Genomic DNA, 19,639 nt, shown 5'->3' on the forward strand with positions numbered 1-19,639 from the left:
GCCTGGTAGCGGGCCCTGGCATCCCGCAGGCTGACCAGCGAGGCCTGGACAGAGGTCTGACCGATCCGGACGTTGTCGTCGCTGTACTGGAGCTGGAAGTAGGCCTGAGAAGCCTGCAGACGCAGGTCGCGCAGGGCGATCAGATAGGTGTTCTTCGCCTGCTCAAACGCATCACGGGCCGCACTGACCTGGGGAACCCGCTGGGGATTGATCAGATCCCAGTTGAAGCCGAGGTTGGCCGTCGCCGCCCAACGGTTGGTCTGGGTGTTGCCGCCTTCGGTGGTTGAACCGATGGAGTTCAGATAGTTGTATTGACGGCCGTAGGTCCAAGACGGGAACTGGTTGCCCGTCGTGAAATCAAAGCTGGGGTACCAAGCGGCAATCGTCGCCCGCAGGTTGCTCTGGGCTTGGTCAACGCGGCTCGCGACCGCCTTGAGATTGGGGTTATTGACTTCCGCCAGGTTCTCCACGTCCTGGAGTGAGAGCGGGCGGAGCTCAACGATTTTGATTTGGTCGGTTTTATCCGGCAAAGCCAGAGTCGCCGGGGCCGCCAGTCGCTGAAGCGCTGGATCGAGCTTGGTGGCAGCCGGAGGAAGCACCGTCGGGTTGGACTTCGGGCGCTGGCCCTTGGTGCTGAACGCCGATGGCAAAGGCACCGGCGGGGGATCAATCAGCTCCAGCTTGGGGGCTGCCTGAGGAGCGGTTGCAGCCTCTTCAGCCGCTGCCGCGGCCAGCGGAGTGGCAAGGGACAGGGAGAAACCGGTGGCCGCAGCGATTGAGCGAAAAAAGCGGCCCACTCGAAATCCTTGGAAATAATTCTGCTGGAACTTTAATCAGCGGTTCGTTATTCGCCCAGGCAGGCGGCCACGATGTCGTCCGCCCCATGCACCAGGCGCACAGGGGACTTCAGTTGCGCCGCAACGGCCTCAAAGGGTTGGTCGTCTAAAAAGATCGGTTCACCCTGACGCAGCATTACAGCAGGCAACAGCAATTCATCACCCAGCTCCGCGCCCTCCAGGCCCTCGAGCAGGTCTGAACCGGTGAGCAATCCCGTTACGACCTGATCCTGACCCCAGTAGGGACTGGGCAGGCCCTTCAGCAGCACCTCCAAGCCTTCGACCTGGTTCAGACGGTCCACCGCCGGCTGCAGGGCCTCCGCCACCAACTGCCCCACCACCCAACTCACCCGCCTGGGGGCCGCCAGGGCAGCCGGCAGATCGCTGGTGGCCTCATCCATCGCCTCCAGAAACGAGCGAATGCTCCCCACCCCATTCCCCTCTTGGGGCAGGTCCTCGTAGTCGGCCCGATCCGGCAGGGGATAGCCCGCCATCAGATACCACTCATCCGAGAGCCAGGCGAAACGGCTACCGAAGCGCTCCCGGAATCCCTCCTGCAAGGCCTCCACCTGGGCGATCACCCGCTGGGCGCAGGACCGGTCCACCGGCACCAAGCCATCCCCATCGGGCCGATAACGGGTCAAGCCCACAGGAACCACAGCGGCAGAGAGCACCGCTGGCCACTCCCCACCGGCGAAATCCGAGAGATCCCTGAGGGTCTGCTCCAGGGCCTCGCCGTCGTTGCGGCCCGGGCAGACCACCACCTGGGCATGGATCTGCAGCTGCCGCTGCTGGAACCAAGCCAACTGCTCCAGCAGCAACGCCGCCCTGGGGTTCACCAGCAGCTGGGAGCGGAGCTCCGGGTTGGTGGCGTGCACCGAGACGAACAGGGGCGAGAGGCGCTGCTGCTCGATCCGCTCCCAATCGGCGGCCGAGAGGTTCGTCAGGGTGAGGTAGGAGCCGTAGAGAAAGCTCAGCCGGTAGTCGTCATCTTTGACGTAAAGACTGCGGCGATGGCCCGGGGGCTGCTGGTCGATGAAGCAAAAGGGGCAGGCGTTGTTGCACTGCTTCAGGCCATCGAACAGCGCCTCGGTGAAGGCCAGGCCGAGGCCCTCATCGGCATCCTTCTCCAGCTCCACCCGATGGACGCTGCCATCGGGGTCCTGCACCTCCAGGCAGAGCTCTTCCTCTCCGACCAAAAACTGCAGGTCAATCAGATCCCTGGGGCGCACCCCGTTGATGCTCAGCAGGCGGTCACCCGGTTGGATCCCCAACTCATCGCCAATGGAGTCCGGCTCGACGCGATCCACCACCGCGGGAGCGGGAAGCCTGACCTCTCCATTTGTCTCGGCGAGGACCACCCCGGCCGAAGGCTCATTCCACACAGGCCGCTACTGCACACCTGCCTTCAGTCTGAGACGCAGCTGGATCAGGCGACGCTGCGGGCGGCCCAAAGAATCACCCCCAGACCAAAAAAGACGCGGTAGCCGACGAACCACCAGGTGCTGTGGTTCTGCAGAAAACGCAGCAACCAGGCAATCGCCAGCCAAGACACCACCGCCGAAGAGGCAATGCCCACCAGCAGCGGCAGGGCCCCGCCGGCCGCTGGCTGTGAAAACGCATCCTTGAGCTCCACCAAACCGGCCAGGCTGATGGCCGGAATCCCGAGCAAGAAGGAAAAGCGAGCGGCTTCAGAACGCTTCCAGCCGTCAAACAACGCGGCCGTCAGGGTGCTGCCCGAGCGGGAGACCCCCGGGATCAGAGCCAAGGTTTGGGCCAGGCCCACCAGCCAGCCGTCCCGTAGCTCGACATCACCCAGAACGCGGCGACGGCTGCCCCAACGCTCCGCCAGCCCCAGCAGCAGGCCCATCACGATCGAGACGATCCCGATGGAGGTGAGGCTGCGCAGCGGGGACTGATCAAAGTCCGGAACAAAGAGCTTGATCCCCAGGCCCGCCACCAGGATCGGCAGGGTGCCCCAAAGAATCGCCTGCCCCAAGCGCGCCTCAGGGGTCTCCCAGCGCTGAGCACGCCAGGCCTGCCAGGAGGCCTGGATCACCTGTTTGAGGTCCTCGCGGAAGAAGCCAATCACCGCAGCGATGCTTCCCAGCTGGATCACCGCGGTCACCGCCACGCCGGGATCACCCCAGCCGAGCAGGACCGGCACCACCTTCAGGTGCGCCGTGCTGCTGATGGGCAAGAACTCCGTCAGGCCCTGCACCACACCGAGAACCAAAAAACGCCAACAGGCCTCCAAGACCCCCAGCGACTCAGTGGGGGGAAGGGTGGTCACGGCAGGGCAGCAAGGATCAGGCCAGACCCTATGCGCGGGGGGAGGCCTTGAGAAGCCGCGCACCCTTTAAGGTTGGATACCTTTCGTTACAGGCGTTGTGCTCGGGGTGCAGCCCAGCCTCACCACAGGGACGCTGACCCAGGCAACGCCAAGCCGTGGCTCCGAGGCAAAAGGCTGGGGGCTTTGGCTGTCGGGCTGCCTACTGGTGGCCCTGCCGGTCTTCCTTCAGGCCCCCTGGGTGCGCCTGGCACCCTTTTCTGCGGCGCTCTTCACGGCCCCCTTGCTGTTCCTGGGGATCGCCCTGTCGGAGCACCCCAACCAACGGTTGAGCAGCACCGGCAGCTTGCTGGTGGGCTTCAGCGGCAGCTGGCTTGGGGGGTGCCTGTTTTGGGGCTGGTGCCGCCTGCATCCCCTCTGGCATCTGCCCATTGAGGCCTTCGCCCTGCCCCTGGCCCTCGGGGGACTCGGCACCCGCTGGCGCCTCGCGGCCAGCTTCTACCTGGCCTCCTTGGTCGGAACCGCCGCCACCGACGGTGTGATGGCCGTGACCGGTGTGATGCGCCATTGGACCGAAGTGCTCAACGCACCCATCGATCAGGCCACCGCCCTGCTGCATCAGGCGGCCCTTGGGGTGCTGGAGCCCATGCCCCTGGGGGTCACCCTGCTGGCGGGCGTGGTGCTGTTGAACCTCTGCCGCCGTTATTGGCACCATCCCGATGGCGCCTGGAGAGTCGCCGCGGCCGCCATGGCGACAACCCTTGCGGTGGATGGACTTTTCCTCGCTGCAGCCCTCTGGTCACCCCACTGGAGTGGGCTGATCTGAAGAACTGCAAAAGCCTCAACGCAAGGGCACAGCCGCGAGGACCGCTGCTTGTAGGTTTGCAGGGCTGGCTGCCTAGCAGCCCTCTCCCTGTGGTTCCCGTTCAGACGGAGTTATCAATGAAACGGCTGGTTTCGTGGCTCATGAGTGGAGTGCTGATGGCCGGCCTGCTCCTCAGCCTGATCATCGCCCCCGCCGCTCAGGCCGACTCGCTGCGCAACGTCGCAGACGACAAGATTTCAGAGCGCGGCGACAAGATCGACCTGAACAACTGCTCGGTCCGTCGCTTCCAAGCCTTCCCTGGGATGTACCCCACCCTGGCCGGCAAGATCGTGCTGGGTGGCCCCTACAACAGTGTTGACGACCTGTTCAGCCTCGACCTGACCGATCGCCAGAAGGAACTGGTGGAGAAGTACAAGGGCAACTTCACCGTCACCCCGGCGTCCATCGCCCTCAACGAAGGCTTCGATCGGATCAACGACGGCCAATACCGTTGATTGCCTGAGCGTTTCAAGCGCTCAGCTGAGGTCTAGATTCCGCAGCCGGTGACCGCCGTCGGGCCATCCCGACGGCTTTTTTGTTGCCTCAGTCAGTCCTGGCCTGATGCCGTCCATTCCCTCCAATTGGGACGTAATCGTGGTGGGCGGGGGTGCCGCAGGCCTGATGGCAGCCCTCGAATTACCGGAGGGTCTCAGCGTCCTGCTGCTGAGCAAAGATCGCGCCCCCCGCTCGGCGAGTCGCTGGGCCCAGGGGGGCATTGCTGCGGTCACGCGACCTGAGGACAGCTTCGCGAGCCATCTGCAGGACACCCTCAAGGCGGGCGGGGATCTCTGCGATCGACCCGCGGTCGAGTTGCTCGTGCGCGAGGCGCCGGCCTGCGTCGAGCGGCTCCTGGAGCTGGGCATGGACTTCGACCGCCATGAAGGCGGACTGAGCACCACCCTGGAGGCCGCCCACAGCCACCGGCGGGTCCTGCATGCCCAGGACCGCACCGGTGGAGCACTGGTGGATGCCCTGGAGCGCAAGGTGCTGCAGCGGCCGGGCCTGCAGCGGATCCAGGGGGGCCTTGCGCTCCAGCTTTGGATCAGCGACGGCCACTGCCGCGGCCTGCAAGTGCTGGTGGACGGCACGGTGCAGTGGCTCCAATCCCGGGCGGTGGTGCTGGCCACCGGCGGGGCGGCGCACCTCTTCGCCAACACCACCAACCCCAAACAGGCCAGCGGCGACGGCATTGCCATGGCCTGGCGGGCCGGCGCGGCGGTCCGCGATCTCGAGTTTGTTCAGTTCCACCCCACGGCCTTGATGCTGCCGGGGGCCCCCCACTTCCTGATCTCAGAGGCGGTGCGCGGCGAGGGCGCGCGACTGGTCGACGACCAAGGGGAGAGCCCCGTCAGTCAGCTCAGCGGAGGAGATCTCGCGCCGCGGGATGCCGTCAGCCGGGCCCTGGTCCAGCGGATGCGGGAGCGGCAGACCCCTCACCTCTGGCTCGACCTGCGGCCCGTCGGGACCAGCAAGCTGGAGCGGCAGTTCCCGACGATCCTGGGGCGCTGCCGCGAGTTGGGCCTCGAACCCACCGAGGCCCCCATCCCCGTGGCACCAGCAGCGCACTACTGCATGGGGGGCCTGCGCACCGATGCCCGCTCAGCCACCACCATCCCTGGCCTCTACGCCGTTGGGGAGGTGGCCAGCAGCGGCGTCCATGGCGCCAACCGCCTGGCCAGCAATTCCCTGATGGAATGCCTGGTCTACGCCAGGCAACTGCGGGACATCGAGCTGTCCCCAGCCCCATCCGCCAGGCCAGAGCCCTTGCCTGGCAAGGCCATGACGGACCTTCCGCCCATCAGCCTCGAGGCGATCGAGCTGCAGACCGAGGAGCTGCGACGCCTCTGCTGGCGGCGGGCCGGTGTGGAGCGCAACGGACACGAACTGCTCGCGGGCTACCGGGCCTGCCAGCAGCTGGAGGGCGCGCTCAGCGGGCAACCCCTCCTGCAGGCCGTCCAAACACTGGGGCACGACCAAGCTCTGCAGCTGTCTCAAGAGCAGGTCCGTTGGCTGGCCAAGGCCCATGACCTCAAGCAACGGGCCACCGTGGCGGCCCTGCTGATGGAGTCAGCCCTCTTCAGAACCGAAAGTCGCGGCGGTCACTTCCGCGTCGACGCCCCAGCCAGGCAGCCCTTCTGGCGGCGCCACAGCGTGCAGCGAAAGGGGCTCAGCATCAGCACTGAGGCCCTGGCGGACTAACGCTTACTGAAGGGGCGGTCCGTTGTAGCCGCTGGCCTCGGCCAATTTGGCCAGGGGCTTAGCACCGGAATCGAGCTGGCCATTGATCTCCCAGGTGGGATAGCCCTCGATCTTCTTGGCCTCGCACAGCTCGCGCTGGCTATTGCGGCCATCGGGAGCGCACTCGATCACCGTCAGCTTTTCGGCGGCCTGGCGACCAAAGAGCTCCTTCTGCTCATGGCAGTGGGGGCACCAGTAGGCGGTGTAAACCTTCGCGCCACTGGCGGTCAGATGTTCCGCCAAGGCGATTTGTGCCGGCCCGCTTTCACTGCGCACCGGAGGGGAGACACCTGGAGCGGAATCCACCACCGGACGCCCCACGGAGGCCGCCCAACCCAAACCAATGACGCCCACCAACAGGGCCGTAATGACGCCGCTGAAGATCAGCTGACCGCGGTCCTCCCAATCACCACCAATCAGGCTGAGGACAAACAGCGCTGAACTCAGACCGGCCGAGAGGATGCAGAAGGGGCAGCAATCGCGGATGCCAAAGGCCATCACCCCCAGCAACACCGCGCTGAACACCGCCATGCCGGTGCTCAGAAGAAACAACCCCCACCAGCTGCGCTGGCCCAGGCTCACCCGCAACTCCCCTTGCAGCACGAGGGGAACGACGGCCATCAACAGGACCGCGCCGTAGCCCAACAGTCCAAAGAGGGCCAGGGGCTGTCCAAACAGCGAACCCCAAGCACTGGAGAGCACCTTCTCGCAGCCATTGCAGCCAAACAGGCCGGTCGAGCTGCAGCTGAGATTGCCGATCAAGCCCCACTTGCTCAGGGTGATCGAGCCGGTGTCAATCACACCGATGGTGGCCAGAACGGCCATCACGACCCGCACCCAACGCTTGCCGCCATCGCCGCGCCGGCGCTGGCTTCCAAGACGTTCACTCAGGCGCGATGAACTCACGGCGCAGGACTCCTGACGTTGGAGGAATTGTGGCAGGGATCCTGATCAGTAGGGTTAGGGATTGGCCAGCGAGCGGCCGACCTTCTTGAGCTCCTCCATGACCGATAGCGCCCGACCAAATACTGGAAAAACGGTGGCGTTCGCGCATCTCGGCTGCGAGAAGAACCGCGTCGACACCGAGCACATGCTCGGCCTGCTGGCGGAGGCCGGCTACGGGGTCAGCGCCGATGAAGCCGACGCCAACGTCGTGGTCGTCAACACCTGCAGCTTCATTCAGGACGCCCGGGAAGAGTCCGTTCGCACCCTGGTGGAACTGGCCGAGCAGGGCAAGGAGTTGATCATTGCCGGCTGCCTCGCCCAGCACTTCCAAGAGGAACTGCTCGAGAGCCTGCCGGAAGCCAAGGCCATCGTTGGCACCGGCGACTACCAACACATCGTCAGCGTGCTCGAGCGGGTCGAAGCCGGCGAGCGGGTGAATCAGGTCAGCGCCAACCCGACCTTCGTGGGCGACGAGAACCTGCCCCGCTACCGGACCACCAGCGAGGCGGTGGCCTACCTGAAGGTGGCCGAGGGCTGCGACTACCGCTGCGCCTTCTGCATCATTCCCCACCTGCGCGGCGACCAGCGCTCCCGCACGATCGAGAGCATCGTTGCCGAGGCGCGCCAACTGGCAGCCCAGGGCGTGCAGGAGTTGGTCCTGATCAGCCAGATCACGACGAATTACGGCCTTGATCTCGCCGGCAAGCCCCAGTTAGCCGAGCTACTGCGCGCCCTCGGCGAGGTGGAGATTCCCTGGATCCGCGTGCACTACGCCTACCCCACGGGGCTCACCCCTGAGGTGCTGGCGGCCTACCGGGACGTCCCCAACGTCCTGCCCTATCTGGATCTACCGCTGCAGCACAGCCACCCGGATGTCCTGCGGGCGATGAATCGCCCCTGGCAGGCCGATGTCACCAACGGTGTGCTCGCGCGCATTCGCGAGCAACTCCCGGACGCCGTGCTGCGCACCACCTTCATCGTCGGCTACCCGGGCGAAACCGAAGAGCAGTTCCAGCACCTCCTGGATTTCGTGGCCGAGCAACGCTTCGACCATGTGGGGGTCTTCACCTTCTCGCCCGAGGAGGGAACCCCCGCGGCCGAGCTGCCCAACCAGGTGCCCGCGGAGATCGCCGCTGAGCGCAAGGACCGCCTGATGGCACTGCAACAGCCCATCGCCGCCGAGCGCAACGCCGCTTGGGTGGGGCGGATCGTGGATGTCCTGATCGAACAGGAGAACCCCAGCAGCGGCGAAATGATTGGTCGCTGCGCCCGCTTTGCCCCCGAAGTCGATGGCGAAGTGCGGGTGATGCCCGGTGAAGGCGGGCTCTGCGCTGCCCCCGGAACGATGGTCCCGGTGCGCATCACCGCCGCGGACACCTACGACCTGATTGGTGAGGTGGTGGGAGCCAAGGCCATGGTCCAAGACGCCCTCTCGATGCAGCGGGCTCAGTCTTGATTCAACAGGGACTGAAGCGTCTGCAAGGACGCCTCACGCGGCATCAACGCACCACGTTTTTACTGGCCTCAGGGATCAGCACCGCCGGCTCCTTTGCCGGGCTGACCGCCAAAGGCTGGTTGCTGATGGAGGGTGCCGGCAACCCGTTTCTGTTGGCGCTCAACTTCGCCGTCCTGACCCTGCCGACCCTGGTCATCAGCGGCCCGGCCGGGGTACTCACCGATCGACTCGGCAGTGAGCGGGTCCTGATCCGCGCCCAATGGGCCCTGCTCGCCGCAGCGGTGCTCGGTGCCATCGCCATTCCCTTAACGGTGGGTCCCAAGCAGGACCTGCTGCTTCTGCTCAGCACCCTGGGCATTGGAATTGCGAGCACCTACGAACTGACGGCCCGCAACAAATACGTCGCCCTGCTGGTGGACGAGCCCGAACAACTCGGTCCCTACCTCGCCAGCTTCTCGGTGATCTTCAACGTCGGCAAATTGGTCGGACCGCCCCTGGGGGGACTGCTGCTGGCGGCCACCGGACCCACCCTGGCCCTCAGCCTGGATGCGGCCACCTATCTCTTCCCGATCCTCACCCTGCTCTGGCTGATGGCACCCCATCGCGAGCGGGAACGCCGCAGTCAGGGCGGCCAAGCGGCCAACCTGCTCACGGCCTGGCGCGAGTGCGGCGCCAGCCTGCGCCACGTCCTCAGCTTCACCGCCGCGGCCTGCCTAGTGGGCTTCTTCCACCCTGGGCTGGCGCCACTGATGGCCCTTGAGCTCCTGGGACCAAGCCCAATGGCCCTGGGGCTGTTCACCAGCGTTCTGGCCTGCGGCAGCATCTGCGGCGGGGTCCTACTGCAGCGCAACGCCGCTGCAATCAGCGCGCGCCCGGGTTGGCTACTGGGTAGCACCACCCTGCTGACGGCACTGGCCCAACTGGGGCTAGCGCAGCAAGGGGCACTCGCCTGGGGCTTGGCCATGGCCTTCCTGATCGGAGCCGGCACCGCAAGCCTTCTGGCGGGGACCAATCTGATCATCCAAGTGCATGCTCCCCAGGTGCTCCGGGGACGAATGGCAGGCCTTGGTCAGATTGCCTTTTTGGGGGGTGGAGGACTCAGTGGTCTTGCGGCAGCGCTTCTCACGGAAACGCTGCCTGGAGGCCTCTGGAGCTGCCTGGCCGTGCTTGGCAGCCTTGGGGCTGCCCTTGGGGTCTGGGAGCTCCTGCGGAACCGCAGGATGCGGCTCAGACCAGCTTGATGCCGCGCAGCACGAAGGAGATGGCTGCAGCCGCCACCAAACCGCCGCCGACCAGTGCGAGATAGATCACGGGGCCCATGGTTCGGTGCGTTCAACTGTGCGCTATTAGAGCAGAAACCAGCCCGCCCCCTGGTCACTCGGCCTAGGCTGGTCGCCAACTCATCGGATGTCCCCTAGGGGGCAGCCGTTCCACGCATCTCACTGGAGACCACCGAACGGCATGAACACTCTGTTCATCTACCCCGAGTTTCCCAAGACCTTTTGGAGCTACGAGAAAATTCTCGAGCTCGTGAACCGCAAGGTTCTGCTGCCACCCCTGGGGATGGTGACGGTGGCGGCGCTGCTGCCCCAGCACTGGCCCATGAAGCTGGTGGACCGCAACGTTGAAGAGGTCAGCGAGGCCGACTGGGACTGGGCTGAGCTGGTGGTCATCTCCGGGATGATCGTGCAGAAGGCCGACATGGCCGCGCAGATCGCCAAGGCCAAAGAGCGGGGTCTGCCTGTCGCCGTCGGCGGCCCCTTCGCGAGCTCCACCCCTGACGCGCCGGAACTGGGCCTGGCGGATTTCAAGGTGCTCGATGAGGGTGAAATCACCCTGCCGATGTTCATCGAGGCGATCGAGAAGGGTGAAGCCGGCGGACGCTTCAGTGCCAACGGCGAAAAGCCGGACGTCACGAGCACACCGGTGCCGCGCTTTGACCTACTGAAGCTCGACGCCTACGACTCGATGAGCGTGCAGTTCTCCAGGGGCTGCCCGTTCCAGTGCGAGTTCTGCGACATCATCGTTCTCTATGGCCGTAAGCCCAGGACCAAGACCCCTGAGCAGCTGATCGCCGAACTCCAGTCCCTCTACGACCTGGGCTGGCGGCGCTCGATCTTCCTGGTGGATGACAACTTCATCGGCAACAAGCGCAACGCCAAGTTGCTGCTCCCGGCCCTGAAGCAATGGCAGATCGAGCGGGGCTACCCCTTCAGCTTTGCCACCGAAGCCTCCGTTGACCTGGCGGCGGATGAAGAGCTGATGCAGATGATGGCCGAGTGCCGCTTCGACTCGGTCTTCCTTGGCATTGAGACCCCCGATGAGGCCAGCCTCTCGGTGGCCGGCAAACACCAAAACACCCGCAGCTCCCTCGAGGAAGCCGTCGACCGGATCAACTCCTACGGCCTGCGGGTCATGGCCGGATTCATCATCGGTTTCGACGGCGAGAAGACCGGAGCCGGCGATCGGATCGTCGAGTTCGTGACCCGCACCGGGATTCCCGCCGCAATGATGGGGATGCTTCAGGCCCTACCCAACACCGGGCTCTGGCACCGGCTGGAGAAGGAAGGCCGGCTGATCCAAGAGAAGGCCGACGCCAAGGGGGTCAACCAGACCAACCTGCTGAACTTCGTGCCCACCCGGCCGATTCGCGACATCGCCAACGAGTACGTCGACGCCTTCTGTCGCCTCTATGAGCCCCACGCCTACATCGACCGGGTCAAGCACTACTACCTGAAGATGGGCAAGCCGCGCTGGCAGGAATTCGTGCCCGCCACCTTTGGCAAAGCCACCCTGCCCGCCTGGACCGATGTGCGCGCCCTGTTGATCGTGCTCTGGCGTCAGGGCGTGAAGCGCAACACTCGCCTGCGCTTCTGGCGGTCCCTGCTGGAGGTCGCCCAGAAGAACCCTGCGGTGCTCGAGCAGTTCCTGGTGGTGCTCGCCCACAACGAACACTTCATGGAGTACCGCGCGGTGGTCACCCAGGAGATCCAAGAGCAGTTGGCCGCCCTGCCGCCAGAGCCCCCCAACAGCCCTTCGACGCCAACGCGGGAACTGCAGCCGGCCTAGTCCTGGATGTAGGTGTCGCCGCTCTCGAGAGCCTGCTCCGCCTTCTGCAATTCACGGCCCAGATAAAGGGCGTGATCCAGGCAACTCAAGGGATGGGGGCCCTCCCCTTCCGTCAGCGCCATGCCCAACTCCTTGGCGCTGCGGCCGCGATAGACCGCCACGGCAGCGCGGGGGCCCGCGCCTTTGCAGCTGATCACCTCACCGGTGTCGGGATCGGTGGCTAGCCCCCGGTCATCAATCGCATTGCTGTAGTGCTCCGCGATCAACTCGCCCGCCTCGCGGTCGATCTTGATCAGGAAATAACCGGCGGGATCCAGGGCGATGAAGCGCTGGGAGAGCCCCTCATCGAGGCTGCGGCGCTGCTCTAGCGAAAACGGGCTCATGGGCGGATGCTACGCAGCGGAATCCGTCAGGGATCGCGTCGCCCCCGTGAAGGGGAGCTCGGCATTCACAGCCTCAATCTGACTGAGCTGCTCGCGATTGGCCTCCGGCAACCAGCGCCGGGCGATGGCATCAAAGGGTTCGTGGTACCAGCGGTGCAGGGAGGCATGGGAGCGGGCGACAAAGCCGCGGCGGCGCTTGTGACTGCCGCCGGCGCCAGGGTCAAAACGCTGAATGCCGCGCTCAATGGCCCACTGGATCGGGGCGTAGTAACAGACCTCGAAATGGAGGTTGTCGATCTCCTCGTCACTGCCCCAGTAGCGGCCCCATAGGTGCTGGCCGGTGTGCACGCAGAGGGACATCGCCACCGGATCGTGGGGATCGCCCCGATGGGCGCTGAACAGCACCAGGTGTTCCCGCAGCTCCGCCGCCGCCTCATCAAAGAAGGCTTCTGTGAGGTATTTGCTCCCCCAAGGCCCCCAACGGGCGCAGTGCTGGGCATAGAAGTGGTGCATCCGCTCGAGCATCGCGGCCGGCAGCTCCTCCCCCGCCAAGGCCGTCACCGTGATCCCGGCGCGCTCCACGGCCTTGCGCTCGCGCTTGATGTTGCGCCGTTGGTTGGCGTTGAAGCTCGCGAGGTAGTCATCGAAGCAGCCATAGCTCTGGTTGCTCCACAGGCTCTGCTGGTTCAGCCAAGTGGCGCAGCCCGCCGACTCCGCCAGGGCCTGCCACTGGGGATCGGCATAGAGAAAGTTGCAGCTGAAGATCTGGTTCTCGGCGCAGAAACGATCAATGCACTGCATCAACAGGGCGGTGACCTGCTGGGCGTCCTCGCCGGCGGCGGTGAAAAAGCGATAGCCCACCACGGGGCTTAAGGGGCTCATGCCCAGCAACTTCGGGTAGTAGCGCTGGCCCAGCTGGGCGGCCAATTCCGCAAAGGACTGATCGAAGACGAACTCGCCGTAGCTGTGGCCCTTGAGGTACAGCGGAGCGACGGCGATCAGCTGCTCCCCGCGCCAGAGGCTCAGGTGACAGGGCTGCCAACCCTGGCGAGGCGCGACACTTCCGGAGCGCTCCAGGCCAGCCAGCCAGCGCCAGGAGTAGAAGGGGAGCCCAGCCGCCTCCGTGAGGGCCTGCCAATGCGCCTCGGGGATCTCTTCAATCGAACGGTGCCAGCGAACAGTGAGCTCGGCCATCAGCTCAGAACCAGGGGGCGGGCAGCGGGCAGAACGCTAACGGCTACGGCCCTGACCATCGGCGCCCTCAGCGCACCCAGCCAAGCCGGATTGCTCAGCCCCGTGCTCAACCTGATGCGCCCGCAGGTCGAAGCCAAGATCAGCGAGGCCTGCCTGCGCTGGAGTGCCATGGGCAACAGAAGCCTGATCGAGCGGCTCACCCCCGCCTGCCAGGCCCTGGCCGCCCCCACCAGCCGCTGCCTCGTGGCTGAAACCCAATCCAGCGGCCGCAGCCTGGGGGTGATCAGCGAGTTGCTCGCCGGACGCTTTGGCGATGACCTCGAGGTGGTGGTCAAGCGCTGCGCGGGACGGATGCTGGGGCTCTCGCCGGAGACCTTTGGCAAGCTGCCGCTGCGGGACCTGGCCGAGCGCTTCAACAGCCTCAAGGCTCAGGCGCGCCGGTAGCGCACAAGCAGCTCGTCGCCGCCCAAGCAGCGCTGCTCCTGGAGCGTCCAGGCACTGGCCTCCAGGGCCCCATCGGACTGAACCCAGGCATGGGGTCCTCCCAGCAGTTGAGGCACCAGGGTCAACTGCAACTCATCCACCAGTCCCTGGGCCAGCAGCTGCGTGGCCAACTCAGCGCCCCCCAAGACAAGCAGGCGCTCCAAACCAGCGGCGGCCAAGGCCGCCAAGGTTGCCGGCCAGTTCTGCAGCGGCAAGGACCTGTCAAAACCTGAGGGGGCCGCCTCCCCTGGGCCCAGAAGCCAGCGCTGCAGGGGCTGCTGGAACAGGCGCAGGTCTGGATCCCAGGTGCGCTGGCGACTCACCACCAGGGCGGCGGGTTGGGGCGGGCGCCCCTGCTGCTGACGCTGCTCCAGCAGGTCGGCATCGCGGATCAGGCAGGTGCAGCCGTGTTGGCGGATGGTCCTGCCGCCGACCAGGGCACCATCAGCCCAAGCCAGGGCCTCCTCCAGGACGCGGCGGTCTCCCGTTCCTCCGAGTTGGGCCGCACCACCAGCGGCGGGGGCGAGCCGGCCGTCCAGGCTGATCGCCAGAACCAGCCGAAGCTCAGGCGCCGGCAAGGGCTTCGAGGGCCTGGGGGTTCATGCCCAGCTGGGGCACCTCTGCGAACACCTCAGCGGCGTTGTTCGGGCTCTCCTGAAGACGGATCTTGTGGAGCGAAGCCCCCAGGGCCGCCACGGGGGCCTGGAGCAGATCGGCGATATGCAGCGCGATGTTCTCCGCCGTGGGAACCGTGCTGGAGAAGTGCTCGACGTCCTTGTTCAAGAAGGTGTGGTCAAAGGGCTCCACCACCAGCTCATCCACCGCTGACTGCAGGGCCGAGAGGTCGCAGACCATGCCGGTGCGGGGGTCAATGGCACCCCGAACGGTGATGTCCAGCAGATAGTTGTGGCCGTGGCCATGGGGCCGGGCGCACTTGCCGTAGATCGCGGTGTTCTCCTCGAAGCTCAGCTCCGGTCGGGCCAGGCGGTGGGCCGCCGCGAAGTGGGTGCGGATCGTCAGGAAGGCTTCCATGGAATCGCCGAGCACATCGGCCCAGAGCTTGTCGGTTTCGTAAAGACGGAGCCCCATCAGGGGCAGGTGGGGCGCCAGGCGCTTCCAGATGGCCAGAACCAGGGCCTCGGTGGTGGGCAGGATCCCCTCGGGACGGCTCAGATCGAATTCCGGCCAGGCCTCGTTCAGGCTGCGGAAGTCGAGCTGGGCGGTGACCTGCTCGCGGATGGCGTGCTTCACGTCCGAGAGGTTGAGCACCATGCCGTTGGCATCGAGCCCGCCACCCATGGCGACGATCAACTCATAGTTGTGGCCGTGGCCCGGGGCCAGGCTGCAGGGCCCGAACTGGGCGGCGTTCTGCTCCGGGCTGAGCTCAGGCAGCCAATAGCGATGGCTGGAGCTGAAGGTGGCCCGGCGCGTGATCACGCAGGGCCGGCCCTGACCGTGGGGGGCAGAGGAGACGACGGACACCGGGCTCGCCGGAGGCGCCGCCATCACTGGCGGAGTCATGACAGCGAGTAACGGTTGGTCGCATCTTAAGAATGTTGGTGCTTGCGATGGCGAACCGATGGAGGACACCCGAGTCCAGCTGCGGCAGCGACTGGAGGGCCTGAACCTCTATCTGGTGGGGATGATGGGCAGCGGCAAAAGCAGCGTGGGCCGGCACCTCGCCGAGGCCCTGGACTACCGCTTCCTGGACGCCGACACCAGCCTGGAACAGGTGGCGGGGCGCTCGATTCCCGAGATTTTCGCCAGCGAGGGCGAGGCCGGCTTTCGCGCCCTGGAGTCGGCGGTGCTCAACCAAATCGCCTCCTGGCATTCCCTCGTGGTGGCAACCGGCGGCGGTGTCGTGACCCAGCCGGCCAACTGGGGCGAGCTGCACCAAGGGGTCGTGATCTGGCTGGATGCCCCCGACGCGATCCTGCTGGCGCGCCTCGAGGCCGACCCGACTCCCCGGCCCCTGATGGAAGCGGAGGACCGCGCCGAACGCCTCGCCACCTTGATGGCCGAGCGCCGCCCCCTCTACGCCCAGGCCGACCTCCAGATCCTTCAGGACGGACGCCCGGCCGAGCAGGTGGCCCAGCAAATCCTTGAGGCGCTGCCCTCGATCATCAAGGAGCGCACGGCGCCACCCCTGGGTCAACTGCAGGTCACCAGTGATGCCGGAGAGGTGGGGACCTCAATTAATTAGACGCCCCAGGTGGCTCCAGGCGGATCGCAAACCACTGCACCGTGATCCCCGGCTGGAGCTCCAACTCACAGGCCGTCTCCAGCAGCCGCTGGGCCTGATCCGTCGTCGAGCCCAGGCCTGAGAGGTCCTCGGGAATGGCCTCGAGGGAGTGCAGTTGGCGCTCCAACCAAGCCAAGGTCTCCTCGGCTGTGAGCAGTTGCTGGGGGGCCCCTGGCTCCAGCACCACGTAGTGATCCAGCTCGCGGATCAGGGGATCGGACATCGGGCCGTCCAGGCGGCAGGATCACAGGCAGCCTGCCACGTGCCCAGCGATGCCGCTCGCCCTGATCCTGCTGGTGCTGCTGAGCGGAAGCCTCCCCGCCGTGGCGGCCTCAACCCTGGAACAACGCCTGGAGAACTGGCCGCAGTGGAGCCTGCCGGCGCCGCTGCCGCGGCCTGGGCGACGCGATCTGATCTACCCCGCCTGGTTTGAAGGGGACTGGAGCGCCACCAGCCGCGATCTCAGCGGCGCGGAGCCTGAGATTCAGTACGCCGTGCGCTTCGTCAAAGATGACGCCGGGCGGATCGTTGGCGATCGCGCCTTCAATGCCGGGTCCGTCGGTCGCGCCCTGCTGGGCGATCAGCTGCAGCGGGTTCGCAACGATCCGCAGAACCCCAACCGTCAATTGGCGGATTTGAGCGGGGATCAGTCGCTGGAGTCCACCGTCATCGGCCGCCGCAGCGAGCAGCAACCCCAGGAGCAGTTTCTGGCGGATGAACTCAGCCTGCAGGTGCTGCATGGCCCCGGCGACCCGCGGGTCAGCCAAGTGGAGACCCTCAGCCGCTACGCCCGGATCGATGCCGATCGCATCGAAGCCAGGCAATGGCAGGTCAGCTACGGCTCCCCCGCCGATGGCCTCCGGGCCGAGGCCCAGCGCAGCTGGAGTGGAACGCTGCTGCTCGAGCGCCAGCCCTAGGGACGTCCCAGCTGCAGGCCGAGGCGATCGCGCCAGAGCCAGAGGGATTCCAGACGGGGATCGTCGGCCAGCCCCGCCACCCCGCGTCCCGCCAGGGGGCTCCCGGCGGAGCTGGGGAACTTGATCAAGGACAGCTGGGCGATCACGGCCAGATCCGCCAGGCTCAGCTGATCACCCACCAGGTAGGGCTGGGCCTGCACCAGGGCCGTGAGCTGCTCAAGGCTGCTGCGCAGTTGCTGCAGCACCTGCTGATCGAGCACCTGACCCACACCGCTCAGCACCCCGCCCGGCAGGGCACCCACCAAGGAACGCAAGGGCGACGGGGTGGCCTCCGGCAGCAGGCCATCGCGGAGCACCGGATCGCTGGCGGCGGCCTGCACCAGGGCCATGCGCGCACCTGCCGCGAGGGCCGTGTCGGCCCAGTCCTCCAGCAGCATCACCTGGGCCCGCTGGGCCGGATCACTGGGCAGCAGCGCCGGATCAGGGTGCTTCTGCTCCAGGTGCAGGGCGATGGCCGTGGAATCGGCAATCACCTCACTGCCATCCACCAGGACCGGCACCTGGCGCTGCCCCGAGAGCCGGTAGAGGTCCACCTGACCCACACCGGGCGTGACCTCAATGGGGGTGAAGCTCAGCTGCTTGAAGGCGAGCACCAAACGGACCTTCTCGCAGAAGGCGGAATGGCGGAACTGATGGAGCTCCAGCATCAATCGATCGGATCGCGCGGCAGCGAGTGCCCCTTTGGCGGCAGAGTAGCCAGCACTCTTTGATCAGCGCCCCAGCCCCCATGCGGGACTTTTTTCTGAACGTCACGCGCTACCCGCGCTATCTGATCGCGTTCGGGCTTGGCGTCGCCAACTCCGTCCTGGAACCCCTGGCCCAGCGCCGCAGCAATCCCGTCACCGCCGTCGCCCTGATCGGCGCCCTGGTGAGCGGTCTGCTGAGCCTGACCCTGATCCTGCGTGCCATGGTGACTCCAGAGGTCATCGCATAGCCATGGCGCAAGGTCGTCGCGTAGAACGCGTGGCCGCTCTGATCCGGCGGGAGGTCAGTGAACTCCTCGTCACCGGCATCAAGGACGAGCGGGTCAGCCTGGGGATGGTGAGCATCACCAATGTGGATGTCGCCGGCGATCTCCAGCACTGCAAGATTTTTGTCAGCGTCTACGGCAGCGCCGAGGTGCAGCAGCAAGCCCTCGAGGGCCTGCGCTCGGCTTCGAACTACGTCAAAGGGGAGCTCGGCCGTCGCCTGAACATGCGCCGCACCCCCGAGGTGATCTTCCAGTTGGATCGCGGCATCGAAAAGGGCACCTCGGTGCTCGGTCTGCTCAACCAACTCGAGGAGAAGCGCCAAGAGCGTGGCGAGGTTCCTGAAGGCACCGGCCAACAGGAGGATGGAGGCTTCTGAGCTCCGGCGGCAGCTGGCGAGCCTGCTGGTGGTTCGCGGCAGCGGCCATGCCCGGGACCATCAACGCCGCTATCCCCGCTGGGAGCTGAGCAACGCAGAGCTGCGCCAACTCCTGGGTGAAGGCGTTGGCGGGGTGATCCTGCTGGGGGGCAGCGCCGAAGAGCTGCGGCTGCGCTGTGAGCAACTCCAAAGCTGGGCCGCAAAACCCCTGCTGCTCTGCGCCGATGTGGAGGAGGGTGTCGGCCAGCGCTTTGAAGGCGCCAGTTGGCTCGCTCCCCCCCTGGCCCTGGGTGCGCTGCATCAGCGGGAACCGCAACGGGCCGAGGCCCTGGCCGAGGGCTACGGCCGCTGCACCGGCCGGCAGGCGCGACTGCTGGGGTTGAACTGGGTCCTGGGGCCGGTCTGCGACGTCAACAACAACCCAAGCAACCCGGTCATCAACGTGCGGGCCTGGGGGGAAACAGCGCGCACGGCCGGGGCCCTGGCGGCGGCGTTTGTGCGGGGCTGCCAGGGCGAAGGGGTACTGGCCTGCGCCAAGCACTTCCCCGGCCATGGCGACACCAGCTGCGACTCCCACCTGGAATTACCCGAGCTGCCCCACGACCGAGGGCGGCTGGATCAGATCGAACTCCCGCCGTTTCAACAGGCGATTGCCGCTGGGGTCGCCTCGGTCATGACCGCCCACCTGCGCCTGCCGGCCCTGGACCCCAAGCGCCCGGCCACCTTGTCCAAGGCCGTCCTGACTCAGCTGCTGCGGGGGGACCTGGGCTTCCAAGGCCTGGTGGTGACCGACGCGCTGGTGATGGAGGCGATCAGCCAGCACCACGGCAGCGCCGAAGCGGCCGTTCTGGCCTTTGAAGCGGGGGCTGATCTGATCCTGATGCCCGCCAATGCCCAGGAGGCGCTCAATGGACTGGTGGACGCGGTCCAGAGCGGCCGGATCAGCCAAGCGCGCGTGGACGCCAGCCTCCAGCGACGCCGGGAGGCCCTGGCGCGCTGCTCGCCTGCCCAGGAACCGCTGGAGCAGCTGATCAGCCCGGACGAGCGGCAGCTGAGCGCTGAACTGCTCGCCCTCAGCCTGATTCGCCAAGGACCGGGCCAGCTGCCTCCTGGACCGGGTCTGAACCTGATCCGGCTGGACAACCAACTCAACGCGCCGCAGCTGCCCCTGGTGGCCCCGGCCCTGCTGCGGCCCGCCGCCCTTGGCTATGAGGCACGGCTGATCGACGCCCGCAGCCCCAGCCCCTGGGGCCCAGACCCCGAGGCACCCCTGGCCTTGGATCGCCTGCCGGACGGGCCGGTCCTGCTGCAACT

General features: G+C 66.3%; 23 protein-coding genes. 12 read left to right on the forward strand and 11 right to left on the reverse strand.

The genetic code is table 11. From position 1 onward, the window contains the following. The 3 genes from QZ189_RS06795 to QZ189_RS06805 all read right to left on the reverse strand — a co-directional run. On the reverse strand, positions 1 to 797 hold a 797-nt coding region (locus QZ189_RS06795), incomplete at its 3' end, for a TolC family protein (protein ID WP_296421387.1). Between the two features lie 47 nt (positions 798 to 844). Then, positions 845 to 2,221, reverse strand: a complete 1,377-nt coding sequence (locus QZ189_RS06800) for a TIGR03279 family radical SAM protein (protein ID WP_296416358.1) — start codon at positions 2,219 to 2,221, stop codon at positions 845 to 847. 44 nt (positions 2,222 to 2,265) lie between these two features. Beyond that, the gene (locus tag QZ189_RS06805; RefSeq protein ID WP_296416357.1) at positions 2,266 to 3,129 is read right to left on the reverse strand and encodes an undecaprenyl-diphosphate phosphatase; all 864 of its coding nucleotides are present in this window, start codon (positions 3,127 to 3,129) and stop codon (positions 2,266 to 2,268) included. A 97-nt stretch (positions 3,130 to 3,226) separates the two neighbouring features. On the opposite strand from QZ189_RS06805, the gene QZ189_RS06810 reads away from it, so the two are divergent. The 3 genes from QZ189_RS06810 to nadB all read left to right on the forward strand — a co-directional run bounded on the left by QZ189_RS06810 (position 3,227) and on the right by nadB (position 6,190). Next, entirely contained in the window at positions 3,227 to 3,952 is a 726-nt protein-coding gene (locus QZ189_RS06810; protein WP_296416356.1) for a DUF3120 domain-containing protein, read from the forward strand. 116 nt (positions 3,953 to 4,068) lie between these two features. Then, on the forward strand, positions 4,069 to 4,446 hold the full coding sequence (psbU, locus tag QZ189_RS06815) for a photosystem II complex extrinsic protein PsbU (protein ID WP_010313181.1): 378 nt from the start codon (positions 4,069 to 4,071) through the stop codon (positions 4,444 to 4,446). Between the two features lie 106 nt (positions 4,447 to 4,552). Then, positions 4,553 to 6,190 carry an L-aspartate oxidase gene (gene nadB, locus QZ189_RS06820; RefSeq protein ID WP_296421388.1) on the forward strand — a complete coding sequence of 546 codons (1,638 nt, stop codon included), beginning with the start codon at positions 4,553 to 4,555 and terminating at the stop codon, positions 6,188 to 6,190. Between the two features lie 3 nt (positions 6,191 to 6,193). On the opposite strand, the gene QZ189_RS06825 is transcribed toward nadB, so the two are convergent. Further along, positions 6,194 to 7,135, reverse strand: a complete 942-nt coding sequence (locus QZ189_RS06825; protein WP_247476970.1) for a vitamin K epoxide reductase family protein — start codon at positions 7,133 to 7,135, stop codon at positions 6,194 to 6,196. Between the two features lie 97 nt (positions 7,136 to 7,232). Between QZ189_RS06825 and rimO the strand changes: the two genes are divergently transcribed. Both rimO and QZ189_RS06835 read left to right on the forward strand, forming a co-directional pair. Next, a complete protein-coding gene (gene rimO / locus QZ189_RS06830) occupies positions 7,233 to 8,630 on the forward strand; it encodes a 30S ribosomal protein S12 methylthiotransferase RimO (protein WP_296416354.1) in 1,398 nt (465 codons plus the stop codon). Then, positions 8,627 to 9,871 carry an MFS transporter gene (locus QZ189_RS06835; protein ID WP_296416353.1) on the forward strand — a complete coding sequence of 415 codons (1,245 nt, stop codon included), beginning with the start codon at positions 8,627 to 8,629 and terminating at the stop codon, positions 9,869 to 9,871. Before rimO ends, QZ189_RS06835 begins: the two co-directional genes overlap by 4 nt. On the opposite strand, the gene QZ189_RS06840 is transcribed toward QZ189_RS06835, so the two are convergent. Next, positions 9,858 to 9,950, reverse strand: a complete 93-nt coding sequence (locus QZ189_RS06840) for a hypothetical protein (protein ID WP_010313192.1) — start codon at positions 9,948 to 9,950, stop codon at positions 9,858 to 9,860. The genes QZ189_RS06835 and QZ189_RS06840 overlap by 14 nt on opposite strands. A gap of 141 nt (positions 9,951 to 10,091) precedes the next feature. On the opposite strand from QZ189_RS06840, the gene QZ189_RS06845 reads away from it, so the two are divergent. After that, the gene (locus tag QZ189_RS06845; protein ID WP_296416352.1) at positions 10,092 to 11,699 is read left to right on the forward strand and encodes a B12-binding domain-containing radical SAM protein; all 1,608 of its coding nucleotides are present in this window, start codon (positions 10,092 to 10,094) and stop codon (positions 11,697 to 11,699) included. Here the strand turns inward: QZ189_RS06845 and QZ189_RS06850 are convergent. Then, a complete protein-coding gene (locus QZ189_RS06850) occupies positions 11,696 to 12,082 on the reverse strand; it encodes a DUF4346 domain-containing protein (protein WP_296416351.1) in 387 nt (128 codons plus the stop codon). The two genes, QZ189_RS06845 and QZ189_RS06850, sit on opposite strands and share 4 nt — an antisense overlap. A 9-nt stretch (positions 12,083 to 12,091) precedes the next feature. Next, positions 12,092 to 13,276: a GNAT family N-acetyltransferase gene (locus tag QZ189_RS06855; protein WP_296421389.1), complete on the reverse strand. Its 1,185-nt coding sequence runs from the start codon at positions 13,274 to 13,276 to the stop codon at positions 12,092 to 12,094. Positions 13,277 to 13,366: 90 nt separating this feature from the next. On the opposite strand from QZ189_RS06855, the gene QZ189_RS06860 reads away from it, so the two are divergent. Next, positions 13,367 to 13,720 carry a hypothetical protein gene (locus tag QZ189_RS06860; protein WP_010313199.1) on the forward strand — a complete coding sequence of 118 codons (354 nt, stop codon included), beginning with the start codon at positions 13,367 to 13,369 and terminating at the stop codon, positions 13,718 to 13,720. Here QZ189_RS06860 and QZ189_RS06865 read toward each other — a convergent pair. Both QZ189_RS06865 and QZ189_RS06870 read right to left on the reverse strand, forming a co-directional pair. Continuing rightward, positions 13,705 to 14,337, reverse strand: a complete 633-nt coding sequence (locus tag QZ189_RS06865; RefSeq protein ID WP_296421390.1) for a dihydrofolate reductase family protein — start codon at positions 14,335 to 14,337, stop codon at positions 13,705 to 13,707. The two genes, QZ189_RS06860 and QZ189_RS06865, sit on opposite strands and share 16 nt — an antisense overlap. Next, complete coding sequence (locus tag QZ189_RS06870; protein WP_296416361.1) at positions 14,324 to 15,265, reverse strand: 6-carboxytetrahydropterin synthase; 942 nt, start codon at positions 15,263 to 15,265, stop codon at positions 14,324 to 14,326. Before QZ189_RS06870 ends, QZ189_RS06865 begins: the two co-directional genes overlap by 14 nt. 73 nt (positions 15,266 to 15,338) lie before the next feature. Between QZ189_RS06870 and QZ189_RS06875 the strand changes: the two genes are divergently transcribed. Next, a complete protein-coding gene (locus tag QZ189_RS06875; RefSeq protein ID WP_296421391.1) occupies positions 15,339 to 15,962 on the forward strand; it encodes a shikimate kinase in 624 nt (207 codons plus the stop codon). On the opposite strand, the gene QZ189_RS06880 is transcribed toward QZ189_RS06875, so the two are convergent. Then, positions 15,955 to 16,224, reverse strand: coding sequence for a chlororespiratory reduction protein 7 (locus QZ189_RS06880; RefSeq protein ID WP_296421392.1), 270 nt, complete (start codon positions 16,222 to 16,224; stop codon positions 15,955 to 15,957). The genes QZ189_RS06875 and QZ189_RS06880 overlap by 8 nt on opposite strands. Before the next feature lie 49 nt (positions 16,225 to 16,273). Here QZ189_RS06880 and QZ189_RS06885 point away from each other — a divergent pair, with 49 nt between their 5' ends. Then, on the forward strand, positions 16,274 to 16,918 hold the full coding sequence (locus tag QZ189_RS06885) for a DUF6816 family protein (protein ID WP_247476958.1): 645 nt from the start codon (positions 16,274 to 16,276) through the stop codon (positions 16,916 to 16,918). Here QZ189_RS06885 and QZ189_RS06890 read toward each other — a convergent pair. After that, positions 16,915 to 17,625: a glutathione S-transferase family protein gene (locus tag QZ189_RS06890; protein WP_296416346.1), complete on the reverse strand. Its 711-nt coding sequence runs from the start codon at positions 17,623 to 17,625 to the stop codon at positions 16,915 to 16,917. The genes QZ189_RS06885 and QZ189_RS06890 overlap by 4 nt on opposite strands. Positions 17,626 to 17,705: 80 nt before the next feature. On the opposite strand from QZ189_RS06890, the gene QZ189_RS06895 reads away from it, so the two are divergent. The 3 genes from QZ189_RS06895 to QZ189_RS06905 all read left to right on the forward strand — a co-directional run. Further along, positions 17,706 to 17,912 carry a DUF751 family protein gene (locus QZ189_RS06895; RefSeq protein ID WP_010313223.1) on the forward strand — a complete coding sequence of 69 codons (207 nt, stop codon included), beginning with the start codon at positions 17,706 to 17,708 and terminating at the stop codon, positions 17,910 to 17,912. Positions 17,913 to 17,914: 2 nt separating this feature from the next. After that, positions 17,915 to 18,325, forward strand: a complete 411-nt coding sequence (gene rbfA / locus QZ189_RS06900; RefSeq protein WP_247476954.1) for a 30S ribosome-binding factor RbfA — start codon at positions 17,915 to 17,917, stop codon at positions 18,323 to 18,325. After that, positions 18,312 to 19,639 (forward strand): glycoside hydrolase family 3 N-terminal domain-containing protein (locus QZ189_RS06905; protein ID WP_296421393.1); only part of this gene is annotated, 1,328 nt, incomplete at its 3' end. The genes rbfA and QZ189_RS06905, both read left to right, overlap by 14 nt.

This window comes from Vulcanococcus sp. CPBay_Sum15L08_68, from assembly GCF_017855895.1.
Taxonomy (GTDB): Bacteria; Cyanobacteriota; Cyanobacteriia; order PCC-6307; family Cyanobiaceae; genus Vulcanococcus.

What these genes read in the sequence shown, in the direction of transcription:
- psbU (WP_010313181.1), top strand. Translation starts at nt 4,069, where the DNA reads ATGAAACGGCTGGTTTCGTGGCTCATGAGTGGAGTGCTGATGGCCGGC.
- nadB (WP_296421388.1), top strand. Translation starts at nt 4,553, where the DNA reads ATGCCGTCCATTCCCTCCAATTGGGACGTAATCGTGGTGGGCGGGGGT.
- rimO (WP_296416354.1), top strand. Translation starts at nt 7,233, where the DNA reads ATGACCGATAGCGCCCGACCAAATACTGGAAAAACGGTGGCGTTCGCG.
- QZ189_RS06840 (WP_010313192.1), bottom strand. Translation starts at nt 9,950, where the DNA reads ATGGGCCCCGTGATCTATCTCGCACTGGTCGGCGGCGGTTTGGTGGCG.
- QZ189_RS06845 (WP_296416352.1), top strand. Translation starts at nt 10,092, where the DNA reads ATGAACACTCTGTTCATCTACCCCGAGTTTCCCAAGACCTTTTGGAGC.
- QZ189_RS06850 (WP_296416351.1), bottom strand. Translation starts at nt 12,082, where the DNA reads ATGAGCCCGTTTTCGCTAGAGCAGCGCCGCAGCCTCGATGAGGGGCTC.
- QZ189_RS06855 (WP_296421389.1), bottom strand. Translation starts at nt 13,276, where the DNA reads ATGGCCGAGCTCACTGTTCGCTGGCACCGTTCGATTGAAGAGATCCCC.
- QZ189_RS06870 (WP_296416361.1), bottom strand. Translation starts at nt 15,265, where the DNA reads ATGGCGGCGCCTCCGGCGAGCCCGGTGTCCGTCGTCTCCTCTGCCCCC.
- QZ189_RS06875 (WP_296421391.1), top strand. Translation starts at nt 15,339, where the DNA reads ATGGAGGACACCCGAGTCCAGCTGCGGCAGCGACTGGAGGGCCTGAAC.
- QZ189_RS06880 (WP_296421392.1), bottom strand. Translation starts at nt 16,224, where the DNA reads ATGTCCGATCCCCTGATCCGCGAGCTGGATCACTACGTGGTGCTGGAG.
- QZ189_RS06885 (WP_247476958.1), top strand. Translation starts at nt 16,274, where the DNA reads ATGCCGCTCGCCCTGATCCTGCTGGTGCTGCTGAGCGGAAGCCTCCCC.
- QZ189_RS06890 (WP_296416346.1), bottom strand. Translation starts at nt 17,625, where the DNA reads ATGCTGGAGCTCCATCAGTTCCGCCATTCCGCCTTCTGCGAGAAGGTC.
- QZ189_RS06895 (WP_010313223.1), top strand. Translation starts at nt 17,706, where the DNA reads ATGCGGGACTTTTTTCTGAACGTCACGCGCTACCCGCGCTATCTGATC.
- rbfA (WP_247476954.1), top strand. Translation starts at nt 17,915, where the DNA reads ATGGCGCAAGGTCGTCGCGTAGAACGCGTGGCCGCTCTGATCCGGCGG.